Genomic DNA, 20,382 nt, shown 5'->3' on the forward strand with positions numbered 1-20,382 from the left:
ACATCAGCCTATTGGTCTATTATCAACTGACATAATTATTCGAATATCTGTAGTGAATCAGGGATGACATTTATTAAGGTTCACCCCATTGCTCTCAACGACAACATCACTCTGCACCACCCTCTTTACCGGCCGTCTCACACGGGCAGCCACGCTAATCGTGATCGCCCTCTGGGGCACCTCTCTCCAGGCAGCCTCTATATTTATCCTCCACTCCTACAGCCAGGAGTACAACTGGACCAAACGTCAGCACGCAGGCTTCATTAAGGCCTTTGAGAGCCAGTCGAATCAAGAACCGACCTACGCCACCGAATATCTCGACACAAAACGCCAGCACTACTCCGAAGGTTATGCCGATGAGATTTTGCGCCACCTCTCGCAGAAATATGAAAACTATCGTCCCGATCTGATCTATGTAACCGATGATAACGCCCTCAGCTTTGCACGAAATCATCTACCAAAACTATTTCCCAATACCCCCCGTAATCTTCTCCGGTGTCAACGACTACTCGTTAGTCGATCAACTCGACCAATCGAAAGTCACGGGTATATTTGAGAAGAAAGAGATCGCTCCCAATATTGCGATCATGCGTAAGGCCGGACTAACCGAGAATCGAATTGTTTTGTTGGTGACGACTCCAATACCTACCACGCTATCAAACACGAGATCAAAAGTGAGCTCGCACGTTTTCCGGAAATTGAAGCGGCCTTTATCTCTGCCAAGAGACTCGACGAGGTTACCGAGCAACTGCAAGGGTGTCGCTGTAGCTTGGTACTGCTCACCACAGTTGGCGGGCTTAAGAACAGTTCGGCTGACAACTTCCGGGAGTCGCTATTTTGCGAAAGTTTGTTTTGGGCATCAAGCCCAAGCAAACAGCAAAAACTTAACGCGACCATTTATGCCTACGGCGCCCCGACCGTCCTGCGTACGTTGCGTAATCACCTCTTCGCGTCTCTACACAACCCCCTCAGTGACTCTACGCCGACATAAAGCCGCTGCTGCATCTTCTTCGTCGTTCGCTCGCGCTCTCAACTACGAATAGGCAGACGGCGTCGACTATCGGGGACTAACCGCCCTCACTTCGCTCTCCATGGCGGTCAGCGATCGCTAAAACAGATTGTGACAACCATAGTCGGTGCCGGTAATTATGCACTGCTGAGCATGGAGGACGCCTACCTCTTTGATGGTGTTTTAGGTGGTTATGTCACCAGCGGTCAACGCCAGGGGATATCTGCAAGCAAAGATGGCCCTATCACTACTCTCTGGCAAACCGATTGAGAGAATCTATCCGCTATTGATGAGTCCCAACGAGTACATATTCGATGATCGAGAGCTGCGCAGACTAAAAATCACCCTACCCCAGGAGGTTGCATCCAGCGCCACCATCCTGCACCCCAAACAGAGCTTCTACGAGGCAAATCGTGAATTTGTTATCGCCTCTATCGTTGTGCTCGGTGCCGCCCTGTTTCTGGTTCTCACTCTTTCAGTCGTCCTGCTCACACTGAGGAAACGTCAACTTCTATCGGCGACTCGAATACTGACCGAAAACACAATGAACTAGCAGAAACCAAGAACAGTCTGCAGGAGGCACAACATCTGGCGCAGACCGGCAGCTGGAGCCTCGATTTAAAGAGTGGCGAGCTGGAGTGGTCGGACGAGATTTTCAATATTTTCGAAATCGACCCAAAGCAGTTCGGTGCCTCCTACGAGGCATTTCTTAATACGGTCCACCCTGATGATCGCAAACAGGTCAACGAGGCGTATAACAAATCAGTTAAGGAGAGACATCACTATCAGATCGAGCATCGCCTGCTGATGAGCAACGGTCGCATCAAACATGTACAGGAGCGTGGTCGCACCCGTTATAGCGAATCGGGCGAACCACTCCTTAGTGTTGGAACCGTTCAGGACATCACCGACAAAAGAGACCGAAGAGCGCCTAAGACAGTGGGCCACGGTTTTTGAAAGCACTACCGAGGCGGTATTAATAACCGACTCAAACCTCAACATCATCGACATCAATCGCGCCTATTCAGAGATCACCGGTTACCAAAGGGATGAAGTCATCGGCCAGAAGCCCAACCTGCGACGCTCAGATCGACACGACGCGGAGTTCTACGAACAGATGTGGAACAGTATCAACTGTCACGGCTGCTGGAGTGGTGAGATCTGGAATCGCAATAAAAACGGTGAGCTATCACCCGAGTGGCTCAGCATCAGCACCCTACATGATGAGGTTGGCGAGATCAGAAACTATATCGGCGTCTTTACCGACATCAGCGTTTTGAAGCAGTCAGAGGAGAAACTTGAACACCTTGCCAACCACGACCCATTGACCGGCCTTGCTAACCGACTACTGCTTAACGACCGCCTGGAGAGCGCAATCAAGCGTATGAATCGAGAACAGGGACAGCTTGCGGTGCTGTTTCTCGATCTCGATCGTTTCAAGGTCATTAATGACACACTCGGTCATCCGGTCGGTGACACAATCCTGCAACAGGTCGCCAAGCGCCTCTCTGCCTGCCTGCGCGCCAACGACACCCTTGGTCGATTGGGTGGTGATGAGTTTCTGGTTCTCATTGAGGGATTCGACAATGTCAGTGAGATCAATCACATCGCTGAAAAACTACGTCAAACTTTCACCTCACCCTTTCGATTGAAGATAACGAACTCTTCGTCAGTGTCAGCATCGGCATCAGTCTCTACCCCGCCGATGGAACCGATAGCGCAACACTGATTCGAAACGCCGACAGCGCACTCTATCGAACCAAGGAGTCGGGCCGAAACAACTTCTGTTTTACGACTCGATCTTTACCGAGCAGGCGACCACGCGACTGGAAATCGAATCTGAGATTCGACACGCCGTCGAGCACGATGCCTTCACACTCCGCTATCAGCCAAAGGTCGATCTAAACAGCGGCAAGATCATCGGTGCCGAAGCGCTGGTTCGTATGCAACACAACAATGGCAGTCTGATTCAACCTGATAACTTTATTCCGGTCGCTGAAGAGACGGGCTGATCATTCAGATCGGTCGCTGGGTGATCAATGAGGGATTGGAGCAGCTCTCCAGTTGGCACCGCGAGGGATTCGACCAGCTACAGCTGGCGATCAACATCTCCGGAATCCAGATACAGCGCGACAATCTGGTTGAGCAGATCGATCACTCACTGCAGAGACTGCAGATCGATCCGGAGAGCGTCGAACTGGAGATTACCGAGAGCGTTCTGATCGACTTTCCTGAACGAGCCACCGACGTACTTATGGCGCTGCGTGATCTCGGCGTCTCCCTCGCACTTGATGACTTTGGCACCGACTACTCCTCGCTGAGCAATCTGAAGCGCTACCCGATCACCGCACTCAAGGTCGACAAGTCGTTTGTACGTGACATCCTTGAGGATCCTAACGATGCCGCCATCACCCGTGCCGTAGTCGCAATGGGCCAGAGCCTCGATATCCACGTTGTCGCTGAAGGGTGGAGAGCAGCGAACACGCCGACTACCTACAAAGTATCGGCTGTCAGCTAGCACAGGGTTACTACTACGCTCGCCCACTACCGGCTGATGAGTTCATCGCGCTACTTGTAAAACAGTCTTAGCTCAACGAAAGCCGATAGAAATCGGCACCGGCACACCACTCTGCTCACGAACGGCTTTCAGGATAGTCGCCCCGCGGATCAGCACATGCTCCCGCCCTACCGCCTGATGGATCGCCTCCATCGCCTGAATGACGCGCGTCTGCTCATCCTGCGGCGCCTCCTCCAACGGTGGGTGCACCTCGATATAGAGGGTATCGGCAAACCAGCCCGCCTTGACCGGCTGATCGATAATCTGCACCGGCGTTCCGACCGGCACCTCAGGGAAGAGGCGCTCGATATCTTCGGGGTACATTCGCACGCAACCATGTGTCACGCGCATGCCTACACCGAACGGTTTATTGGTACTGTGGATCAGATATCCGGGTCGACCAAGGCGTATCGCATAGCGCCCGAGCGGATTATCGGGCCCAGCCGGCACCACATCGGGTAGCGGCTCACCACTCTCCATCGCCTCCTTTTTGATCGAGGCCGGTGGCGTCCAGGTTGGGTCAAGCTTCTTGGCAATAATCGAGGTCGGCCCGAGCGGTGTCAGCCAATCCATACGCCCGATACTGACTGGATGGGTAATCACATGACCGGTCATCATCGACTGCTCGTCGGGGAAGTAGTAGAGGCGCATCTCCGAGACGTTGAGCACCACACCACGCCTTGCCACCTGCGGCAAGATATGTCGCCCCGGCAGCCGTACCCACGCCCCCTGATGCGGTAGCCAGCGATCCACATCGGGATTGGCCAACACGATCTCCTCCTGGCCAAAATCGTAACGCCGCGCGATATCGAGCAACGTATCCTCCTCATTCGCCTCGACGTGGCTGATTGCACCGACCAGACCGATCTCCGCCGGTGGCAGGATCATCGTCGCGGCCACAGCCGGACGTAGCGTCAGCAGCAACGCAGTCAGAAGCAGTGATAGAAGACGACACTCATTCATGAGCGATTAGATAGAGAGGAGCGTTGAATAGTTCAGGAGAGCAGAACGCTCTCCTGAACAGAGAGGGATCGTACCGTGCTACTGGCTTACCAGCGACGCACGCGACCCACATCGACGTGAATGAAGTTGGAACGTTCATAGTAGCCAACACCGCCACCGCGCAGCGCGAGTGCCGCCTTGCGCAGATCGCTCAGATCAGTGCCGGGCAGGCGAATATCGATCGCCTTGCCCTGCATGTGCAGACTCTTCTTCGCCACACCGCCGCTTTTACCGTTGAGCATGGCGTTGGTCTTGGGAGAGCGGTAGCCGGAGATGATATGGAAATCGCGATGACTGCCGACCTTCGTCTGCAGACGATAGAGCAGATCGATCAGTTCACGATTCATCTCATGATCAGTACCGGTACGGTGATCGCGCAGCAGATGGTTGATCTCAGCCAGCGCCTCGGGATGGTAACTCCCCTGCTCCCAGTAGGTAGTCGTCAAAGACTCACCAGTGTGGGTGTTGTAGAAGGAGAGCTCGCGAGAGGCCTCGCTCATGGCGAACAGTGATGTGGGGGCAGCTGCCACGGCAATGCCGCTGGCACAGGTTGCGAGAAAGCGACGACGCCCCGCGTCGGTTCCCGTTGTCTCATCAATAATCAAAACTTCACCCCTGCAATTGCTTACAAGTCAATTTCCAGTCACACAAGATACCCAAGAGGTTTGTGTAAACCTCACTCAACTAGTTGATTTGGGTTAAAAATAACTCGGGGCAGAATATCAGACTGTGGACTGCCTCACAAATCACTGTAGAGCTTATCCAAGCCCTGCAGTTGTTGTGCCAGACGCTGGTCGCGTCCATAGACGTCATTTCTGAACTGCATTACGCCCTGCTCATCGACCCACGCCGTCATATAGATGATGTAGATGGGGATCCGATTTGAGAGGTTTAAGCGCCGGGTCTCCTTCTCGCCGATCAGATCCAGCACCTGCTCACCACTCCACTCATCCCCGAGCAGATAGGAGGCGAGCTTGATCGGCTCAGCCACACGGATACAGCCACCGCTGAAGGTACGTACGCCCTTTTCAAACAGCCCCTGAGCCGGGGTATCGTGCAGGTAGATGGCGTGTTCGTTGGGGAAGATGAACTTGATCCGTCCCAGACTGTTCTTCACGCCCGGATCCTGACGCAGCCGATAGGGGAAGTTGTTGCGGCTCAGCTCCATCCAGTCGACCTCGGCCGGGTCGATCTCCTCACTGCCGAATGCAGCGCGCTGAAGCACCCGAATCCCCTTTTCAGTGAAGTAGTTCTTGTCCTGCTTCTGCTTCGGCAGCAGATTCTCCACCGCCAACCGCCGCGGTACGTGCCAGAAGGGGTTGGCCACCAGGTAGCGCACGGTGCCGCTGAAGGCGGGAGTTTCGCTGTAGTTCTTACCGATAATCACCTTCATACCGAACTGCGGCCGGTCATCATCGATCAGCTGCAGACTAAAATCGGCCAGATTGACCTGCAGGTGGTACTCCTCCAGCTGGCGCGGCATCCAACGCCAGCGCTCCATATTGAGTCTGATCTGCTGCATACGCAGCTCAACCGGCACGTTCAGCACCTCACGGGTGCGCGGCCCAACCACGCCATCCTCTTTCAGGCCGTGACGTTGCTGAAAACGGATTACCGCCTGGGTCAGTGCTTCATCAAATTGGTTGGAGCTGTTATCGATCCCATTTAGATCACCACTCAGATAGAGCCTGCGCCGCAGCCGCGAAACATCGCTGTGTTGCTTGCCGCGCTCCAGCGTCACCATCGCCTGTAGCCTAGGCCAGCCGCCATCATCGGCGATCATCTGATAGTGGGTGTGCGCGATCTGTAGATCGCGATAGCGGGGGTGCGGTGGAGCTAGCTCATCGAGCACCGACTGTAGTGACTCACCACGCGAAACCCGCCTCAGGTAATCGAGTGGCTCGATGTCGGTCCGCTCGATAAACCAGTCCTGCGCCTTGCGGTCGATCTCGGGTCGCCCGCTGTGAAGATCAACAACAAAGCGCAGCAGGCCGTGGGTCAGCAGTAGCTCCAGCCGCGCCAGTGCTTGATCATCCTCACTGCCAAGCAGCTGCTCGAGCTGTGCGGCATGGTAGCGCTCGTTATCGAGCCCGTGCTCACTGGCACCGATCAGGAGCAGCGCAAGCTGTTCGCCCATGCGTTCAACACCACCCGTGGCAACCCAGAAGGGTGCGCCGCTACGGCTATCGTAGAAACGGTTCAGGTCGCGCCACATCTCGCCCGAGACCTCGGGGATTCCCGAGGCGAGCTCACTCTCCAGCGCATCATCCAGCCCCGTGCGCAACTCAGACTCAGTCACGTAGTTACCGGCCCAGGAGATTTGGCATAACGGCAGTAGCAGCGCCAACAGTGCGCAGCCTCTAACAACTAATAGCGATAAGTAGTGCATGCATTCAAAACCTGCTGTCCAGCCGCGACGCTATCGTCCGACCATCAGCAAAAATGTTAACGAGCTCACAATTAAATTTGAGTATAGCACCTATACGCCAGCAATGGCCCAACAAAACCGAGGGGATTAGCCAAAACAATCGAGTAGGAGATGCTGCCATGAAACGGATAATTGCCATTGTTGTCGGCCTACTGGCTGCAGTTAACAGCAACCTGCTGAGCACCTCGAGCCTGGATGGCATCATCTTGCCGCTGCTCGCGGTGAGCGCCTTCCTCTATCTCTTAATCAGCACCCTGGGTTACTCGTCGAAAAATCTGCGTGACGATAGCAGCATGGCGGCCGCAGGCATCACCCTCTCCGACATCGGCTGTGGTGGCGATATCGGTGGCGGGGATAGCTGATAACTCAGGCATTAATAGCTCCTCGCTCGACACGCCTGCAACGCAGGCTTCCTCCCATGCCGCCAGGCGGCGGCTAATTACCGCGCACCAATCCTTGAACAATCTTGTTGACTCATTCAAAGCCAACAAACCGCTATCCGTGGCTGTAACGCCACGGTAATATCTCTCCCATAATCTTTCGCTCGAACTGACCCGGACTTACCAACCATGACGGACCGCGACACAGAGCTGGAGGAGCTGGTACTCAAGGAGAGTATCGTCAGCGCCACCGGTCTCAATACGGCTAACCTGCAGATCGGCATCAAGGGCGACCCCTCGATGCGCGAGACCGCGCTCTATCGCCAGAAATATCCAAGTCGCATGGATGAGATCTTCGAGCAGCTACGGCCGCAGCTCGAAGAGCTGCTACTGCGTCGCGGAACCTACCGCCTCTACCTCGGCTTTAATAGCTCCGAGGTGCGCATCTCCTCGGTCTTCGATCCGCTGCGTGAAGAGACTCATGAGGCAGAGAAGCTACTCGACAGCGCCTACCTCGACCGCCACTTCCCAAAACTCAGCTATGCCGAGAAGATCGAGGGGATGCGTACCCTCTACAAGTGTCTGCGCCACAGCGGCCTGTTTGATCTGCTGCCCACCCACTGGAAGAGCATCTCCGAGAAGCGCAGCCGCACCTGGGAGCCGATGGAAGAGGAGGAGATCGTCTCGATCCTCTCCACCATCAAGGTGATGCGCGACATGCCCGACTACTACCTTCGCAGCACTGCGATCTGCATCGTGCAGGACCTGGTGCGCATGCAGTTCAACTGCGACGGCACCCAGCTGGTCAGTGCCGAGCACTACAAAGAGTTCCTCGACGAGAACCTGCCGAGCTAGGGGCACTGCGTACCTTTGCGGCGCCCACCGTTTTATTGCGGAGTGCGCATCAGCCGCACGACTGCCGCTATAATGGCGACTTCATCAACGGGAAGATCGCCATGGAAAAGCTCTCGGTATTCATCACCACCTTCAACAACGCACACACCCTCCCCTTCACCCTGGAGAGCGTGAAGTGGGCCGATGAGATCGTGGTGCTCGACTCATTCAGCACCGATGAGACGATGGCGATCGCAGAGCAGTACGGCTGCAAGACCGCACAGCACAAGTTCATGGGCTACGGCCCACAGAAACAGCTGGCGCTGGAGATGACCAGCCACAACTGGGTACTACTGCTCGATGCCGACGAGGCCCCCTGCCCCGAACTGCAGGCGGAGATCCAGGCGCTGATGGCCGAGGGACCAAGCAAGGCTGGCTACACCATCGCCCGTCAGGAGCAGCTCTTCTGGCGTATGCGCACCACCAAAAACCGCATGAACCACTTCCTGCGCCTGTTCGACAAACGCAACGGCGGTCTCGATGACATCCCGATCCACGCCGCCCCCAAGGTCGAGGGCGAGCTGGGACGTCTCAAACACCCCTTCTACCACTTCGGCGAGATCGACATCCACACCAAGGTGTCGAAGATCAATAGCTACGCCCAGGGGCTGGTCGCCGACAAGGTTGCCAAGGGGCGCAAGGGTAATCCGTGGATGATGGTCTTCTACCCACCCTTCTTCTTTGTTCGCAGCTACCTCTTCAAACGCAGCTTCCTCAACGGCTGGGCTGGCTTCATCGGCTCGGTTATCGCCACCTTCTACGTCTTCCTCAAGTACGCCAACCTCTACGAGCACTACCAGTTCGAAAAACATGGCGACTCACTGCTACCGAAGGGGGCACCCAGCACCGTGGCGCTGCGCGAGAAGGGACGAAAAACCGTCTGAGCACCTCGTTAAATCGATCCCAAAACCCCAGTAACCCAGCCCCAAAGTCGACATTTCAAAACGCCCTATCGAAGCGCCACCAATCGGTCTACACTTGGTCGGAATAACTTCCTAACCACTCTCAAGGAGAGACGTCATGTTGAACAAGGCCCTTGTAGCGGCGCTATCACTCTGCGCCGTCACCTTCACCGCCAACGCAATGAACCCGGCACCGATGAGCGAACCCCTGATGAGCGAGGAGGAGCGCACCGCACACCGCGAGAAGATGCAGACCATGGCGCCCGAAGCGCGTATGGAATACATGCAGAAGCATCAGGAAGAGATGCAGAAACGTATGGAAGCCCGCAGCGATGCGCAGATGGATCAGAGCATGCAGAGCTGCGGCGGCCCCAACCGCGACGAGCAGATGAAACGCATGCGTGAGATGCGCGATGCAATGCGCACCCGCCAGCAGCAGATGATGGCCCTCTACAACCAGCAGCGCCCCACCTTCAGCCGTGGCCCGATGATGGGACCCTACGGTGGTAACCGTGGACCGATGATGATGGGGCCCTACGGTAATCGTGGTCCTGTAATGATGGGGCCTTACGGCAATCGTGGTCCGATGATGATGGGGCCTTATGGCAACCGTGGTCCAATGATGGGGCCATATGGTTATCGTGGTCCGGTAGCACCTACAGCGCCCGCTGCTCGGTAATTAGTCGTTAGTTTTGTTGAGAAGCCTCCATCCGGTTGGGTGGGGGCTTTTTTTATTGGTTGTGTCGTTTGTGTCGCGTTAGCGACACAACTCAGACAACCCCCATCAAACCCAACCTATCCAAAACCATCTCCGGCGTAATCCCCACCATACAACTATGATGGTCACACTCATGCTTGCAGTAGCAGTACATGCACTCCAGATCGAGCTCGATCGCCTCGACCTGTTCACCGACAGGAACCACCCGCACCGGATTAGTGGGACCGCAAACAATTAACATCGGACGATTAGCAGCCGCAGCAACATGAGCCGTGCCGGTGTCGTTGGCGACGACAAAACGCGCCCCCTCGGTGAGCGGCACGATATCGATGATCTCGGTCTTGCCGCAGAGGTTGATAGGATCAAGGAACCGGAGTCAAAATTGACTCCGGTTCCTTGTATGTCCAAGCAGCCTTTACAGCCCACCACAGCATGCTATTATCAGACCTATTAAAGACCATTTAAAGGTCTCTTAGGAGGTTTTATCATGCCACGTTCTGTATTTGCCGACACGTTTGGTTCGATTACTGAGCTTAAGAAAATCAAGCAGTTTTGTGAAGGCTGGTAATGGTTCCCCGTTGCCGTGCTCAATCGCAATACGCCTGAGTTCTACTGCGTCCCAGCCGAGCTGTTTGAAGGCATGATCGAACGCCTGGACGATATTGAATTAGCCGCAACGCCAAGGAGCGCATGGAGAGCATCGACACAGCTGTCAGCGTCAATCTGGATGACCTATGAACTCAAATTCCACCCACAAGCACTAAACGGTGGGAAAAGCTCGATAACAGCATCCAGAAGATTTTCAAAAGAAACCGAAGAGGTGCTTGAGACACCTGTTCGTCCTAGACAAAACTATCCGGGCTGAGAATTGTACAAGATCAAACAGAGCAACTCCGGCTTCCGTCTTGTCTACTCTGTTGATGAAGAGATTGTGACAGTTATCGTTCTTTCAGTTGGTAAGCGTGAGCGAAAAAGATTTACGACGCCGCCATGAAACGTTTCCAACGTGATCACCCGTAAGCACCAACATACCCGCTCTGATGAAGCTCATGCTTCAACAAACACCCATCAAACCCAACCGATCCAAAACCATCTCAGGCGTAATCCCCACCATACAACTATGATGGTCACACTCATGCTTGCAGTAGCAGTACATGCACTCCAGATCGAGCTCGATCGCCTCGACCTGTTCACCGACAGGAACCACCCGCACCGGATTAGTGGGACCGCAAACAATTAACATCGGACGATTAGCAGCCGCAGCAACATGAGCCGTGCCGGTGTCGTTGGCGACGACAAAACGCGCCCCCTCGGTGAGCGGCACGATATCGATGATCTCGGTCTTGCCGCAGAGGTTGATGGTGGTCTCGGGGGCAAGTGCTGCAAGTTTTTCGCACTCACCCATCTCGTCGGGTCCGCCGATGATGAGTGATTTTGAGATGCCCTTTTCAGCCAGCAGCTTACTCAGTTCGGCGTAGCGCTCGGCGCCCCAGCGTTTGAGATAACCCGCCGCCTGGCAGCCCGGCATGAACAGCGCGTAGCCGCCCTGTTTCAGTCCGTGGTCTTGCATGATCTGTTTGGCATTACTGCGATTCTTCTCGGCCACATGCAGCACCGGATGGGTGGTCTCGGTCGGGATGCCACCGCTGTTGAGTGCACTGCGCATCTGGCGGATCACGTGCACCGGCTTCTCCAGCTCTTCGGGCTGGATGTTGTAGGGGAACTGGCGATTGTTGCCGATACGCCAGGGAATCTGACGACCGCTGAGCCAGAGCATGCTGAGCATGATGCGGGTGTGATCGGAGGCCTGCAGGTCTACGACCAGATCATATTTTCCAGCACGCACCTCACGCAGCCACTGCAGCTTGCCGCGCAGGCCGCGCTGCTTGCCGCGCAGATCAACGGTGAAGACGCGACCAAAGCGCTCGTCGCCCTCGAAGAGCCGCTGCCACGGCGGCAGGGTGTTGAGATCGATCTGCGCCTCGGGGAAGGCGCGGCGCAGATCCTCGATCACGGTGGTGGCGATCACCACATCGCCCATCGCGCTCCACTTGATAACGAGGATGCGGCGTATCTTTTTTGTGCTCAGATCGATAGCCATGGTACTAGCGGCAGCCGCCGCGCCCCTTTCTGATCATGGTGTAGGCGATGGCGTAGCGCTTGTCGCTGCCGAAGTAGTTCATCACGTGGCGCACTCGCGGCTCATTGACGCTCAGCGCGACACCCAGCTCACTGCCGAGGAAGTCGCGCATCTTCTTCGGCATGCCGCCCCTGCCGCTATCCTTCCACACCAGCAGGCAGTCGCCCCGCCTGCGGTGGGTTGGCTGGAAGTAGGGGTGTTGAGCGAGATCATGCGTGCCTTGGTGAACTGTACGAGCAGATGGGCAGCAATAAAGTTATTACTGGCGACTACCGTCCCCTTCTCGAAGCCCGACTTCAGCACCTGCTTGCTCAACGCAACCATCGGGATCTGGATACGCTCGTAGCGCTGGTAGTCGGGGAAGAGGTGCATCTGCGCGATCCGCACCGCGACTACAAACAGCGTCAACACCACCATAATCACCCCATAGGCTCTCAGGGCGCGACGATCGACACCGGCCACCTCAACCCGCATGAAGAACCAGAGTGGGAAGAGCAGCAGCACCGGGTGCATCCAGCGCGCCTTGAAATAGGTCGCACCACCGAGGATATGCAGCAGCAGAAAACCGTAGGCGATCAGCAGGAACCAGCCGAGCAGCCGCTGCTCGGGATTGGTCGAGCTCCCTTGCGGCCAGAGCGCACGCGGGAAGAGCAGCGGCACGATCAGCACAAAGGGAACGAGGTAGTAGAGGCTCGCCTTGCCGAGGTTATAGAGCCCGCTGCCGATCCCCTCGAACCAACCCAGTTCACTCTGCGCCTGCACCGTGCTGGCGTAGTAGCGCTGCAGCTGGTCGAGGTTCTCGTAGAGCCAGCTGAAGTGGGGTAGCGTGAGCACCACCATGATCGCGATCGAAGCGAAGATGCGCCGGTCGAGCAGCCGCTGCCGATACTCCGCCACCAGCAACGCAGCGCCGATCAACGGCAGGGCGAAGAGCGGGAAGCTGTACTTCGACAGCGCACCAACCGCCAGCCACATGCCGAAGAGGATGTAGTGACGCGCCGAGTCCTCATCGCGCAGCCGCAGCAGCGCGTGGTAACTGGCGGCGCAGGCGAGCGCCAGCAGCATGGTGTGGGTAAAGCCCTCGTGGGCGCGCCAGGCGAAGGGGGAGATCAGCAGTAGCGAGAGCGGCGCCAGCAACGCCAGACGGTCATCATTGAAGAGGCGGCGTGAGGCGGCGAAGAGGTAGCCGAAGGTGGCGAAGAGCAGCGTGTACTTGAGCATCGTCAGCGCCAGCAGACCGGGGCCGAAGAACATCGAGAAGATCCAGGCGAGCCAGGTATAGAGCGGTGGCTGGCCGATACCGTAACCCCACGCCAGCGACTGGATGAAGAGTGCCTGCTCGGCGTCGTCGATCAGCATGGTCGAGGAGAGGCTCATGCGCAGCACGATGTGCAGCAGCAGGTAGAGCCCCACCACGCGGGTGAAGAGGCCCCAACTATCCCAGCGTGGCGACGGCTCAGTAGACACCGGACTCTCCCTCGGGACGGGTCTTGAAGCGGCGGTGAGCCCAGAGGTACTGCTCCGGCATAGTTTTGATCTGCGCCTCGATCAGGCGATTGATACGCAGCGCATCGGCCGCGCCATCCTCGCCGGGGAAGCCCTCCAGTGGTGGCAGAATGGTGAGACGGTAACGTCCATCATCGAGTCGACGCTGGAAGAAGGGGACCACCTGCGCACCACTCATCTTTGCCAGACGTGAGGTGGCGGTGATCGTGGCAGCGGTCGGGAAATCGAAGAAGGGGATAAAGACACTGTGTTCGCGGCCGTAGTTCTGGTCGGGGGCGTACCAGACCGGCTTGCCCTGTTTGAGGCTGCGCAGCATGCCACGAATATCTTCGCGCTTGATCGCCTTGTCGAAACTACGCTCGCGGGCGCGGCGCATCACCTCTTCGAAGAGCGGGTTTTTATGTTCGCGATACATCACATGGAAATGGGCGTGCGGCACCAGCAGACGTCCACCGATCTCCAGGGTGGTGAAGTGGGCGCTGAGCAGGATGACTCCCTGCCCCGCCTCGACCGCATCCTGCAGATGCTCCACTCCCTCGACACTCGCCATGCCACGCAGCGCCTCATCGGAGAGCCACCAGCTCATCGCCGTCTCGATCATGGTCATGCCGAGTGACTCGAAGTTTTTCCTCACCAACCGGGTTCGGTCTGCACCGCGCATATCGGGGAAACAGAGCCGCAGATTGGTCTCAACGATGTGACGACGCACCAGCATCACCAGACGCATAAAGTGGCCCAGCCCACGACCGAGCCTGAGGCGAATTGGGTGAGGGGCACGCGCCGCACACCAGAGCAGCGCCAGCGTCAGCCAGGTGAGCCAGTAGCGCGGTGCCAGAAAGCTTTTTGCCGGAAAGGGGGGCTGTCCGCTCATGTTTTAATCAGGTGATTCATGGTGGCGCCATTCTACTTTGTCGCAGGCGGCGGTGACAGACCGAGCGTAACGGAGCTGTGATATGATTCGCCCCAATAAATAGAAGCGGTAAATCAACACGTTCCTGCCTATGCGCGTCCAAATTCCAAGATTTGAAAATGCCCGAGTACTGGTCATCGGTGACCTGATGCTCGATCGTTACTGGCACGGCGGCACCTCACGGATTTCACCTGAGGCACCGGTCCCCGTGGTCCACGTTAAGGAGGAGGAGCAGCGCCCCGGCGGTGCCGGTAACGTAGCCCTTAACATCGCCGCGCTCGGCGCGCAGGTCACCCTGCTCGGCCTGACCGGCGAGGATGAGCAGGCCGACGCGCTGCAGGTACAGCTCGAGGCGGCGGGGGTCGAGTGTCAGTTCGAGCGTATCGCCGGCCACGCCACCATCACCAAGCTGCGTGTACTGAGCCGTCATCAGCAGCTGATCCGCCTCGACTTCGAGGATGATTTCAAAGGGTTGAATGGCGACCGCCTGCTGGAGCGTTTCAGCAACGCATTGGAGAGCTGTGACGTGGTGCTGCTCTCCGACTACGGCAAGGGCACGCTCGATAACTCACTGACGCTGATTGAGACCGCACGTGCCGCCGGCAAGCCGGTACTGGTCGACCCCAAGGGCAGCGACTTCACCATCTATCGCGGCGCAACACTGATCACCCCCAACTTCAGCGAGTTTGAGGAGGTTGCTGGCAGCAGTCCCGATAATGAGAGTGTGGTTACCAACGGCGAGGCGCTACGCAAACGGATCGATCTCGAGGCGCTGCTGGTCACCCGTGGCGAACACGGTATGAGCCTGCTACGTGCCGATGAAGCGCCACTCCATCTGCCCACCGTGGCACGCGAGGTCTTTGATGTGACCGGCGCGGGCGACACCGTCATCTCACTGCTCGCCGCCTCGCTCGCCGCTGGCCACCCGATGCCCGATGCCACCTCACTGGCCAATACCGGCGCAGGTCTGGTAGTTGGCAAACTCGGCGCGGCCACCATCACCGTTCCCGAGCTACGCCGTGCACTGCACATGCTGCACGCCTCTGGCCACGGTGTGGTCACCGAGGCACAGCTACTCGAGCTGGTCGAGGATGCGCGCGCCCATAATGAAACGGTGGTGATGACCAACGGCTGTTTCGACATCCTTCACCCCGGCCATGTCGACTATCTGGAGCAGGCGCGCAATCTCGGCGACCACCTGATCGTGGCGGTCAACGATGATGCCTCGGTGAGCCGCCTCAAGGGCGAGAACCGCCCGATCAACAATCTCGATCACCGCATGGCGGTGCTGGCCGCGCTGGAGAGCGTCGACTGGGTCGTACCCTTTGGCGAGGAGACCCCGGAGCGGCTGATTTGCAACGTGCTGCCCGACCTGCTGGTCAAGGGCGGTGACTACACGGCCGATGAGGTCGCCGGTGGAACCTGTGTACGCAACAACGGCGGCGAGGTCACCATCCTCACCTTCAAGGATGGCCACTCCACCACCACCATCATCGATACCATTCGCTCAGGCGAATAGTTCAGGAGAGATAGCAAAGTGATTATCGTAACCGGCGGTGCCGGCTTTATCGGCAGCAATATCGTCAAGGCGCTCAACGCGCGGGGTCGCACCGACATCCTGGTGATCGACAACCTGAAAAACGGCGTCAAGTTCAAGAACCTGGTCGACTGCGAGATCGAGGACTACATGGCCAAGGAGGATTTCCTGGTCAACATCCTCGACAAGGTCGACTTCGGCGCACCGATCGATGCGATCTTCCACGAGGGCGCCTGCTCCTCCACCACCGAGTGGGATGGGTGCTACATCATGGATAACAACTACGAGTACTCCAAGGCACTGCTGCACTTCTGCCTCGACCACGGCGCGCAGTTCATCTACGCCTCCTCCGCCTCGGTCTACGGCGACGGCAGCGTCTTCAGCGAGCAGCGCGAGCACGAGGCACCGCTCAACGTCTACGGCTACTCCAAGTTCCTCTTCGACCAGTATGTGCGCCGCGTGCTGCCGGAGGCGACCTGCCAGATCGCCGGCTTCCGCTACTTCAACGTCTACGGCCCGCGCGAACAGCACAAGGGCACCATGTCATCGGTCGCCTTCCACCTGCGCAACCAGCTTGGCGAGGGTGATCAGGTCAAACTCTTCGAGGGTTGTGACGGCTACGGCAACGGCGAACAGCGTCGCGACTTTATCTATGTCGGTGATGCGGTCGATGTGAACCTCTGGTTCCTCGACAACCCCGACAAGTCGGGCATCTTCAATGTCGGCACCGGGCGCTCACAGTCGTTCAACGATGTCGCCAACGCGGTGATCGACTACCACCAGCGCGGCACGCTCGAATACATCCCCTTCCCCGAGCATCTCAAGGGGCGTTACCAGAGCTTCACCGAGGCGGATATTTCAGTACTGCGTGAGATCGGTTACGACAAACCCTTCAAGACCGTTGCCGAGGGTGTGCACGCCTACATGGAGTGGCTCGACCGCTAAGGCTCAGCGCTTCGATCCGACCCCATGCATCGTAACCTTTATAGCGCCCTGCTCTACCTGCTGACGCCGCTGGTGCTGCTCAAGCTGCTGTGGCGCAGCCTCAAGGCACCCGACTACCGGCTGCGCTGGGGTGAGCGTTTCGGCCACTTCCCTCCTCCACAGCAGCGCGGCGGCATCTGGATCCACGCCGTCTCGGTGGGTGAGATGCAGGCGGCAGCGCCAATGATTCGCACCCTGCTCGAGCGTCACCCCGAGCTGCCGATGATCGTCACCACCACCACGCCCACCGGTTCACGCCGGGTGCGTGAGATGTTTGGCACCGATGTGTTCCACGTCTACGCTCCCTACGACCTACCGGCAGCGGTCAAACGTTTTCTGCTCACCACCCGCCCACGGTTGGCGGTGATTATGGAGACCGAGATCTGGCCCAACCTGTTCCACTACTGCGAGCGTTACAACATCCCCACCATCATCGCCAATGCACGCCTCTCGGAGCGCTCTGCCAAGGGCTACAGCACCTTTGAGAAGCTCACCAAGGAGACGCTGGGCAAGGTCACCCTGCTCGCCGCGCAGGGCAAACGCGACGCCTCACGCTTCGCCACCCTCGGTATGCCGATTCGCAGCACCCAGGTAACCGGCAGCATCAAGTTCGACATCAAACTCCCCGCCAGCCTGCAGGAGCAGGCCGAGGTGATGCGTCGCAACCTCGGCACCGACCGTCCTGTCTGGATCGCCGCCAGCACGCATGAGCGCGAAGATGAGATGGTGCTCGACGCCTTTGCCAAGATGCGCAAGGTGCAACCCAATCTATTATTGGTACTGGTGCCACGTCACCCGGAGCGTTTTTCACGCGCGGCCGAGCTGGCCAGCCAGACCGGCTACCGTGTCTGCCTGCGTAGCGAACACCGCGCCTGTCCGCACGAGACCGATGTCTTTATCGGCGATACGATGGGCGAGCTGCCACTCTTCTACGCCGCCTCAGACGTCGCCTTTGTCGGCGGCAGCCTGATACCCCACGGCGGCCACAACCCACTCGAAGCGGCCGCACTCGGCGTACCCGTGGTCACCGGGCCACACGTCTTTAACTTTGAAGAGATCAGCCAGCTGCTGCTAACCCGCGGTGCCAGCCGTCAGGTAAAGAATGGTGATGAGCTGGTCGCGGTAGTACTCGACTGGCTGGAGGATGCCAATCAACGTGAAGCGGTTGGCGCCATCGGCAAGACGGTAATCGATGAGAATCGTGGTGCGTTGCAGAAATTGATACAGCTCATCGAAGAGCAGCTGGAGCGGCGGCAGACGCAACGGTAGTTGGGGTTGTGTCGCTGTCGCGACGTCATTCTAATGCGGGTTCGCGCACCCGCGCGGCGTGGTACTTTTGATTCGGCAAAAGTACCCAAAACCATCACCCGCCACATCACCCTGCGGGTGCCCTCCGCTTCTCATAATTTCAGGCGCGAGCAGAACTCACTCGCTCCGCTCGCTCAGACAGGCTGCTCGCATACCCCTGAAATTACTCCGATGCTCGGTGATGTAGAAGGGGAAAAGTCAAAACCGACGAGCACAGGTAATATGTATACCGCCCCGAAATCCATCTCAACCCTTCGAAATACACATTAGATTTTCCACCCTAGCTCAGCTATAACAATTGCAACTGACTGCACCGCATATTCTGCGTCTGCCTCAGTTACATAGCGAAGTGATTTGTTTTGTTGTTCTGCGTGCTTTGTACGACTATGGAGCAAAGCAAGAGACTCTACGCAGTTTGATGCAATGCGTTTTCAGCTTTTTCTCTGAGCGGTCTAGCTAATTGACCTAAATCTTTATCTTTTCGATGTAGCCTTGCTTAAGCATATAAGCGTTTACAATCGCGCAAGCCGCTTCTCTTGAACGGTCTACAATAGAATCCCGGCCCGCTTTGTAAATATCATCCGTCAGACGGCCTAGCTTATCCTTGATCTGAGGATGAAATTTGCTATCAATTGACCTCGTAATTAACCTTTGGTAGCACACCAATGGTTTTACGTGCTTTAGAAACAGGATGGTTTCACCGGATATAGAGGTTTCTATATCTATAACTGACCAGATCGTAAACTGTGTATTTGAACCCAAGGTTATGAGTGGTTGATCAACTCCCATTCGTTTGAGTTTTGGATGAAAGTTGAACTGCCGAAATGATACTAACTGTTTAGCAATAACACCTTTAGCATTCAGCTGCCGTGATTCACCCGGTATAGCTGGATGCATTTAACTATCCATTGTTCAGGACGAGACTCTGTTTTTCAAATATCCGACCTTTTCTTATCCTGCTTGATGGATCATAGCCTTCATCAATGAAGATGAATGGGATCATTAGCAAATCATTGTTGTTTGTCGGTGACAAATCGTCTGATGATTCCTCAACTATATCAGCAGGGATTACTTCCGGAGTTGGCCATACAGCATGCCCCAGGTGCTATTTCCCTCGTAGACCAGATAAGAATCAGAATCTATCCCTATGATTTTCATGCAACCAATTCCTTTATTATTGTGGTGAAAAGATTTTCTATTTAATCCTATTCTGTTGTGAGCCGCGGCTCCATTGATTCGCACATCGCTACAAGAACATCAACTTATCTAATTATTCTCAGCCACGCATGATGCACGATGAAAACAGGTCTATGGCGAACAAGCTCAAATCAAGGATGGTTTTGACTTCCCCTTCTGCAGCACCGAGCATCGGAGCGGTTTCAGGGTTAAGCGAGCAGCTGTCTGAGCGTAGCGAGTTCTGCTCGCGCCTGAAATATGAGAAGTGGAGGGCACCCGTAAGTGCTGCAGGGTGATGGTTTTGGGTACTTTTGCCGAATCAAAAGTACCATGCCGCGCGGGTGCGCGAACCCGCTTTAAAACACGTCGCGCCAGCGACACAAAAACCTACTTCAGATAAATAGTAACCCCACGCCTCTTCGCCATTGCAGCTCCAAGACGCTTCTGTTCCTTATCACTAATCAGATGCTCCGCCACCGCCAGCAACTCCTCATTCTCACGCGCCACGTGCGCCCGGTTGAGACTGACAAACTGCTCAACCACTTCGGCGAAGGCCTGCTTATCTTCAATGGAACGTGGACGCTTCAGCTGCGGCTCAAGCTCCGCCCAGAACCCATCGATCTTCTGATGGTCCTGTTTCAGGTCATGGATGATCTGCGCGATTTTCAGCGAGGTGCGTACCAAGAGCGGGAAGAGATCCTGCTCCTCATCCTGGTGGTGCAGTTTGGCGGCAGTGGAGAAGTAACGCTGCACCTGGGTCGCCGCCTTCACCCCGTCGTCATCGAGGGCATCGGACTGCAGCTGCTGGTTGACCGCCTCAAGCAGTGTGCAGGAGGCGAGCACACGCTCGTGGCAGGCGCGTAGCAGCCCCAGTGGATCGGTAAAATCGGGGGCCTGCTCGGGGAAGAGTTCACTCATCTTTTATCTACTT

24 protein-coding genes and 1 pseudogene are annotated in these 20,382 nt (G+C 56.7%); 15 read left to right on the forward strand and 10 right to left on the reverse strand.

Annotated elements, in window-relative coordinates:
- Positions 1 to 88 precede the first annotated feature (88 nt).
- The 7 genes and pseudogenes from HUE57_RS17455 (at position 89) to HUE57_RS17480 (ending at position 3,527) form a co-directional block, all read left to right on the forward strand.
- Positions 89 to 556: a hypothetical protein gene (locus HUE57_RS17455; protein ID WP_078485014.1), complete on the forward strand. Its 468-nt coding sequence runs from the start codon at positions 89 to 91 to the stop codon at positions 554 to 556.
- A 232-nt stretch (positions 557 to 788) separates the two neighbouring features.
- The gene (locus tag HUE57_RS17460; RefSeq protein WP_174673619.1) at positions 789 to 1,043 is read left to right on the forward strand and encodes a hypothetical protein; all 255 of its coding nucleotides are present in this window, start codon (positions 789 to 791) and stop codon (positions 1,041 to 1,043) included.
- Positions 1,044 to 1,202: 159 nt separating this feature from the next.
- Positions 1,203 to 1,562: a hypothetical protein gene (locus tag HUE57_RS19405; protein ID WP_236860637.1), complete on the forward strand. Its 360-nt coding sequence runs from the start codon at positions 1,203 to 1,205 to the stop codon at positions 1,560 to 1,562.
- A gap of 35 nt (positions 1,563 to 1,597) precedes the next feature.
- Entirely contained in the window at positions 1,598 to 1,966 is a 369-nt protein-coding gene (locus tag HUE57_RS20520; protein WP_420885730.1) for a PAS domain-containing protein, read from the forward strand.
- Positions 1,893 to 2,738: a diguanylate cyclase domain-containing protein gene (locus HUE57_RS17470; protein ID WP_174673620.1), complete on the forward strand. Its 846-nt coding sequence runs from the start codon at positions 1,893 to 1,895 to the stop codon at positions 2,736 to 2,738. Before HUE57_RS20520 ends, HUE57_RS17470 begins: the two co-directional genes overlap by 74 nt.
- The gene (locus tag HUE57_RS20525) at positions 2,690 to 2,914 is read left to right on the forward strand and encodes a diguanylate cyclase domain-containing protein (RefSeq protein ID WP_420885731.1); all 225 of its coding nucleotides are present in this window, start codon (positions 2,690 to 2,692) and stop codon (positions 2,912 to 2,914) included. The genes HUE57_RS17470 and HUE57_RS20525 overlap by 49 nt, the downstream gene beginning before the upstream one ends.
- A pseudogene (locus HUE57_RS17480) lies at positions 2,854 to 3,527 on the forward strand (EAL domain-containing protein). Before HUE57_RS20525 ends, HUE57_RS17480 begins: the two are co-directional and overlap by 61 nt.
- Before the next feature lie 72 nt (positions 3,528 to 3,599).
- On the opposite strand, the gene HUE57_RS17485 reads toward HUE57_RS17480, so the two are convergent.
- The 3 genes from HUE57_RS17485 to HUE57_RS17495 form a co-directional block, all read right to left on the reverse strand.
- Positions 3,600 to 4,529, reverse strand: a complete 930-nt coding sequence (locus HUE57_RS17485) for a L,D-transpeptidase family protein (protein WP_078485052.1) — start codon at positions 4,527 to 4,529, stop codon at positions 3,600 to 3,602.
- An 86-nt stretch (positions 4,530 to 4,615) separates the two neighbouring features.
- A complete protein-coding gene (gene mepK / locus HUE57_RS17490) occupies positions 4,616 to 5,173 on the reverse strand; it encodes a peptidoglycan L,D-endopeptidase MepK (RefSeq protein WP_236725785.1) in 558 nt (185 codons plus the stop codon).
- Positions 5,174 to 5,307: 134 nt separating this feature from the next.
- Positions 5,308 to 6,957, reverse strand: coding sequence for a L,D-transpeptidase family protein (locus tag HUE57_RS17495; protein ID WP_078485053.1), 1,650 nt, complete (start codon positions 6,955 to 6,957; stop codon positions 5,308 to 5,310).
- Positions 6,958 to 7,115: 158 nt separating this feature from the next.
- Here HUE57_RS17495 and HUE57_RS17500 point away from each other — a divergent pair, with 158 nt between their 5' ends.
- The 4 genes from HUE57_RS17500 to HUE57_RS17515 all read left to right on the forward strand — a co-directional run bounded on the left by HUE57_RS17500 (position 7,116) and on the right by HUE57_RS17515 (position 9,851).
- A complete protein-coding gene (locus HUE57_RS17500; RefSeq protein ID WP_078485054.1) occupies positions 7,116 to 7,358 on the forward strand; it encodes a hypothetical protein in 243 nt (80 codons plus the stop codon).
- A 207-nt stretch (positions 7,359 to 7,565) separates the two neighbouring features.
- Positions 7,566 to 8,231, forward strand: a complete 666-nt coding sequence (locus HUE57_RS17505) for a hypothetical protein (RefSeq protein WP_078485055.1) — start codon at positions 7,566 to 7,568, stop codon at positions 8,229 to 8,231.
- A gap of 101 nt (positions 8,232 to 8,332) precedes the next feature.
- Positions 8,333 to 9,154: a glycosyltransferase family 2 protein gene (locus tag HUE57_RS17510; RefSeq protein ID WP_078485056.1), complete on the forward strand. Its 822-nt coding sequence runs from the start codon at positions 8,333 to 8,335 to the stop codon at positions 9,152 to 9,154.
- 136 nt (positions 9,155 to 9,290) lie between these two features.
- Positions 9,291 to 9,851 (forward strand): hypothetical protein, encoded by a 561-nt coding sequence (locus HUE57_RS17515; protein WP_078485057.1) that lies wholly within the window; start codon positions 9,291 to 9,293, stop codon positions 9,849 to 9,851.
- Positions 9,852 to 9,942: 91 nt separating this feature from the next.
- Here HUE57_RS17515 and HUE57_RS17520 read toward each other — a convergent pair whose 3' ends face one another.
- Positions 9,943 to 10,248, reverse strand: coding sequence for a glycosyltransferase family 9 protein (locus HUE57_RS17520; RefSeq protein WP_272902048.1), 306 nt, complete (start codon positions 10,246 to 10,248; stop codon positions 9,943 to 9,945).
- 282 nt (positions 10,249 to 10,530) lie between these two features.
- Here HUE57_RS17520 and HUE57_RS20530 point away from each other — a divergent pair, with 282 nt between their 5' ends.
- A complete protein-coding gene (locus HUE57_RS20530) occupies positions 10,531 to 10,755 on the forward strand; it encodes a hypothetical protein (RefSeq protein WP_420885700.1) in 225 nt (74 codons plus the stop codon).
- Positions 10,756 to 10,944: 189 nt separating this feature from the next.
- Here HUE57_RS20530 and HUE57_RS17530 read toward each other — a convergent pair whose 3' ends face one another.
- From HUE57_RS17530 to lpxL, 4 genes are read right to left on the reverse strand one after another with little or no spacing between them, the layout of a single operon-like run.
- Positions 10,945 to 11,991, reverse strand: coding sequence for a glycosyltransferase family 9 protein (locus HUE57_RS17530; protein WP_174673623.1), 1,047 nt, complete (start codon positions 11,989 to 11,991; stop codon positions 10,945 to 10,947).
- A gap of 4 nt (positions 11,992 to 11,995) precedes the next feature.
- Positions 11,996 to 12,154 carry a hypothetical protein gene (locus tag HUE57_RS17535; protein ID WP_174673624.1) on the reverse strand — a complete coding sequence of 53 codons (159 nt, stop codon included), beginning with the start codon at positions 12,152 to 12,154 and terminating at the stop codon, positions 11,996 to 11,998.
- Positions 12,103 to 13,497 (reverse strand): glycosyltransferase family 39 protein, encoded by a 1,395-nt coding sequence (locus tag HUE57_RS17540; protein ID WP_174673625.1) that lies wholly within the window; start codon positions 13,495 to 13,497, stop codon positions 12,103 to 12,105. The genes HUE57_RS17535 and HUE57_RS17540 overlap by 52 nt, the downstream gene beginning before the upstream one ends.
- On the reverse strand, positions 13,487 to 14,407 hold the full coding sequence (gene lpxL, locus HUE57_RS17545) for an LpxL/LpxP family Kdo(2)-lipid IV(A) lauroyl/palmitoleoyl acyltransferase (protein WP_078485001.1): 921 nt from the start codon (positions 14,405 to 14,407) through the stop codon (positions 13,487 to 13,489). The genes HUE57_RS17540 and lpxL overlap by 11 nt, the downstream gene beginning before the upstream one ends.
- 130 nt (positions 14,408 to 14,537) lie before the next feature.
- Here lpxL and hldE point away from each other — a divergent pair, with 130 nt between their 5' ends.
- From hldE to waaA, 3 genes are read left to right on the forward strand one after another with little or no spacing between them, the layout of a single operon-like run.
- The gene (gene hldE, locus HUE57_RS17550; RefSeq protein ID WP_078485002.1) at positions 14,538 to 15,965 is read left to right on the forward strand and encodes a bifunctional D-glycero-beta-D-manno-heptose-7-phosphate kinase/D-glycero-beta-D-manno-heptose 1-phosphate adenylyltransferase HldE; all 1,428 of its coding nucleotides are present in this window, start codon (positions 14,538 to 14,540) and stop codon (positions 15,963 to 15,965) included.
- An 18-nt stretch (positions 15,966 to 15,983) separates the two neighbouring features.
- The gene (gene rfaD / locus HUE57_RS17555) at positions 15,984 to 16,928 is read left to right on the forward strand and encodes an ADP-glyceromanno-heptose 6-epimerase (protein WP_078485003.1); all 945 of its coding nucleotides are present in this window, start codon (positions 15,984 to 15,986) and stop codon (positions 16,926 to 16,928) included.
- A gap of 24 nt (positions 16,929 to 16,952) precedes the next feature.
- Entirely contained in the window at positions 16,953 to 18,236 is a 1,284-nt protein-coding gene (waaA, locus tag HUE57_RS17560) for a lipid IV(A) 3-deoxy-D-manno-octulosonic acid transferase (protein ID WP_078485004.1), read from the forward strand.
- Between the two features lie 504 nt (positions 18,237 to 18,740).
- Here the strand turns inward: waaA and HUE57_RS17565 are convergent.
- Positions 18,741 to 19,172, reverse strand: coding sequence for a hypothetical protein (locus HUE57_RS17565; RefSeq protein ID WP_174673626.1), 432 nt, complete (start codon positions 19,170 to 19,172; stop codon positions 18,741 to 18,743).
- Between the two features lie 666 nt (positions 19,173 to 19,838).
- Positions 19,839 to 20,369, reverse strand: a complete 531-nt coding sequence (locus HUE57_RS17570) for a hemerythrin domain-containing protein (RefSeq protein WP_078484673.1) — start codon at positions 20,367 to 20,369, stop codon at positions 19,839 to 19,841.
- Between the last annotated feature and the right edge of the window lie 13 nt (positions 20,370 to 20,382).

The sequence above is a fragment of the Candidatus Reidiella endopervernicosa genome (genome assembly GCF_013343005.1).
Lineage (GTDB): Bacteria > Pseudomonadota > Gammaproteobacteria.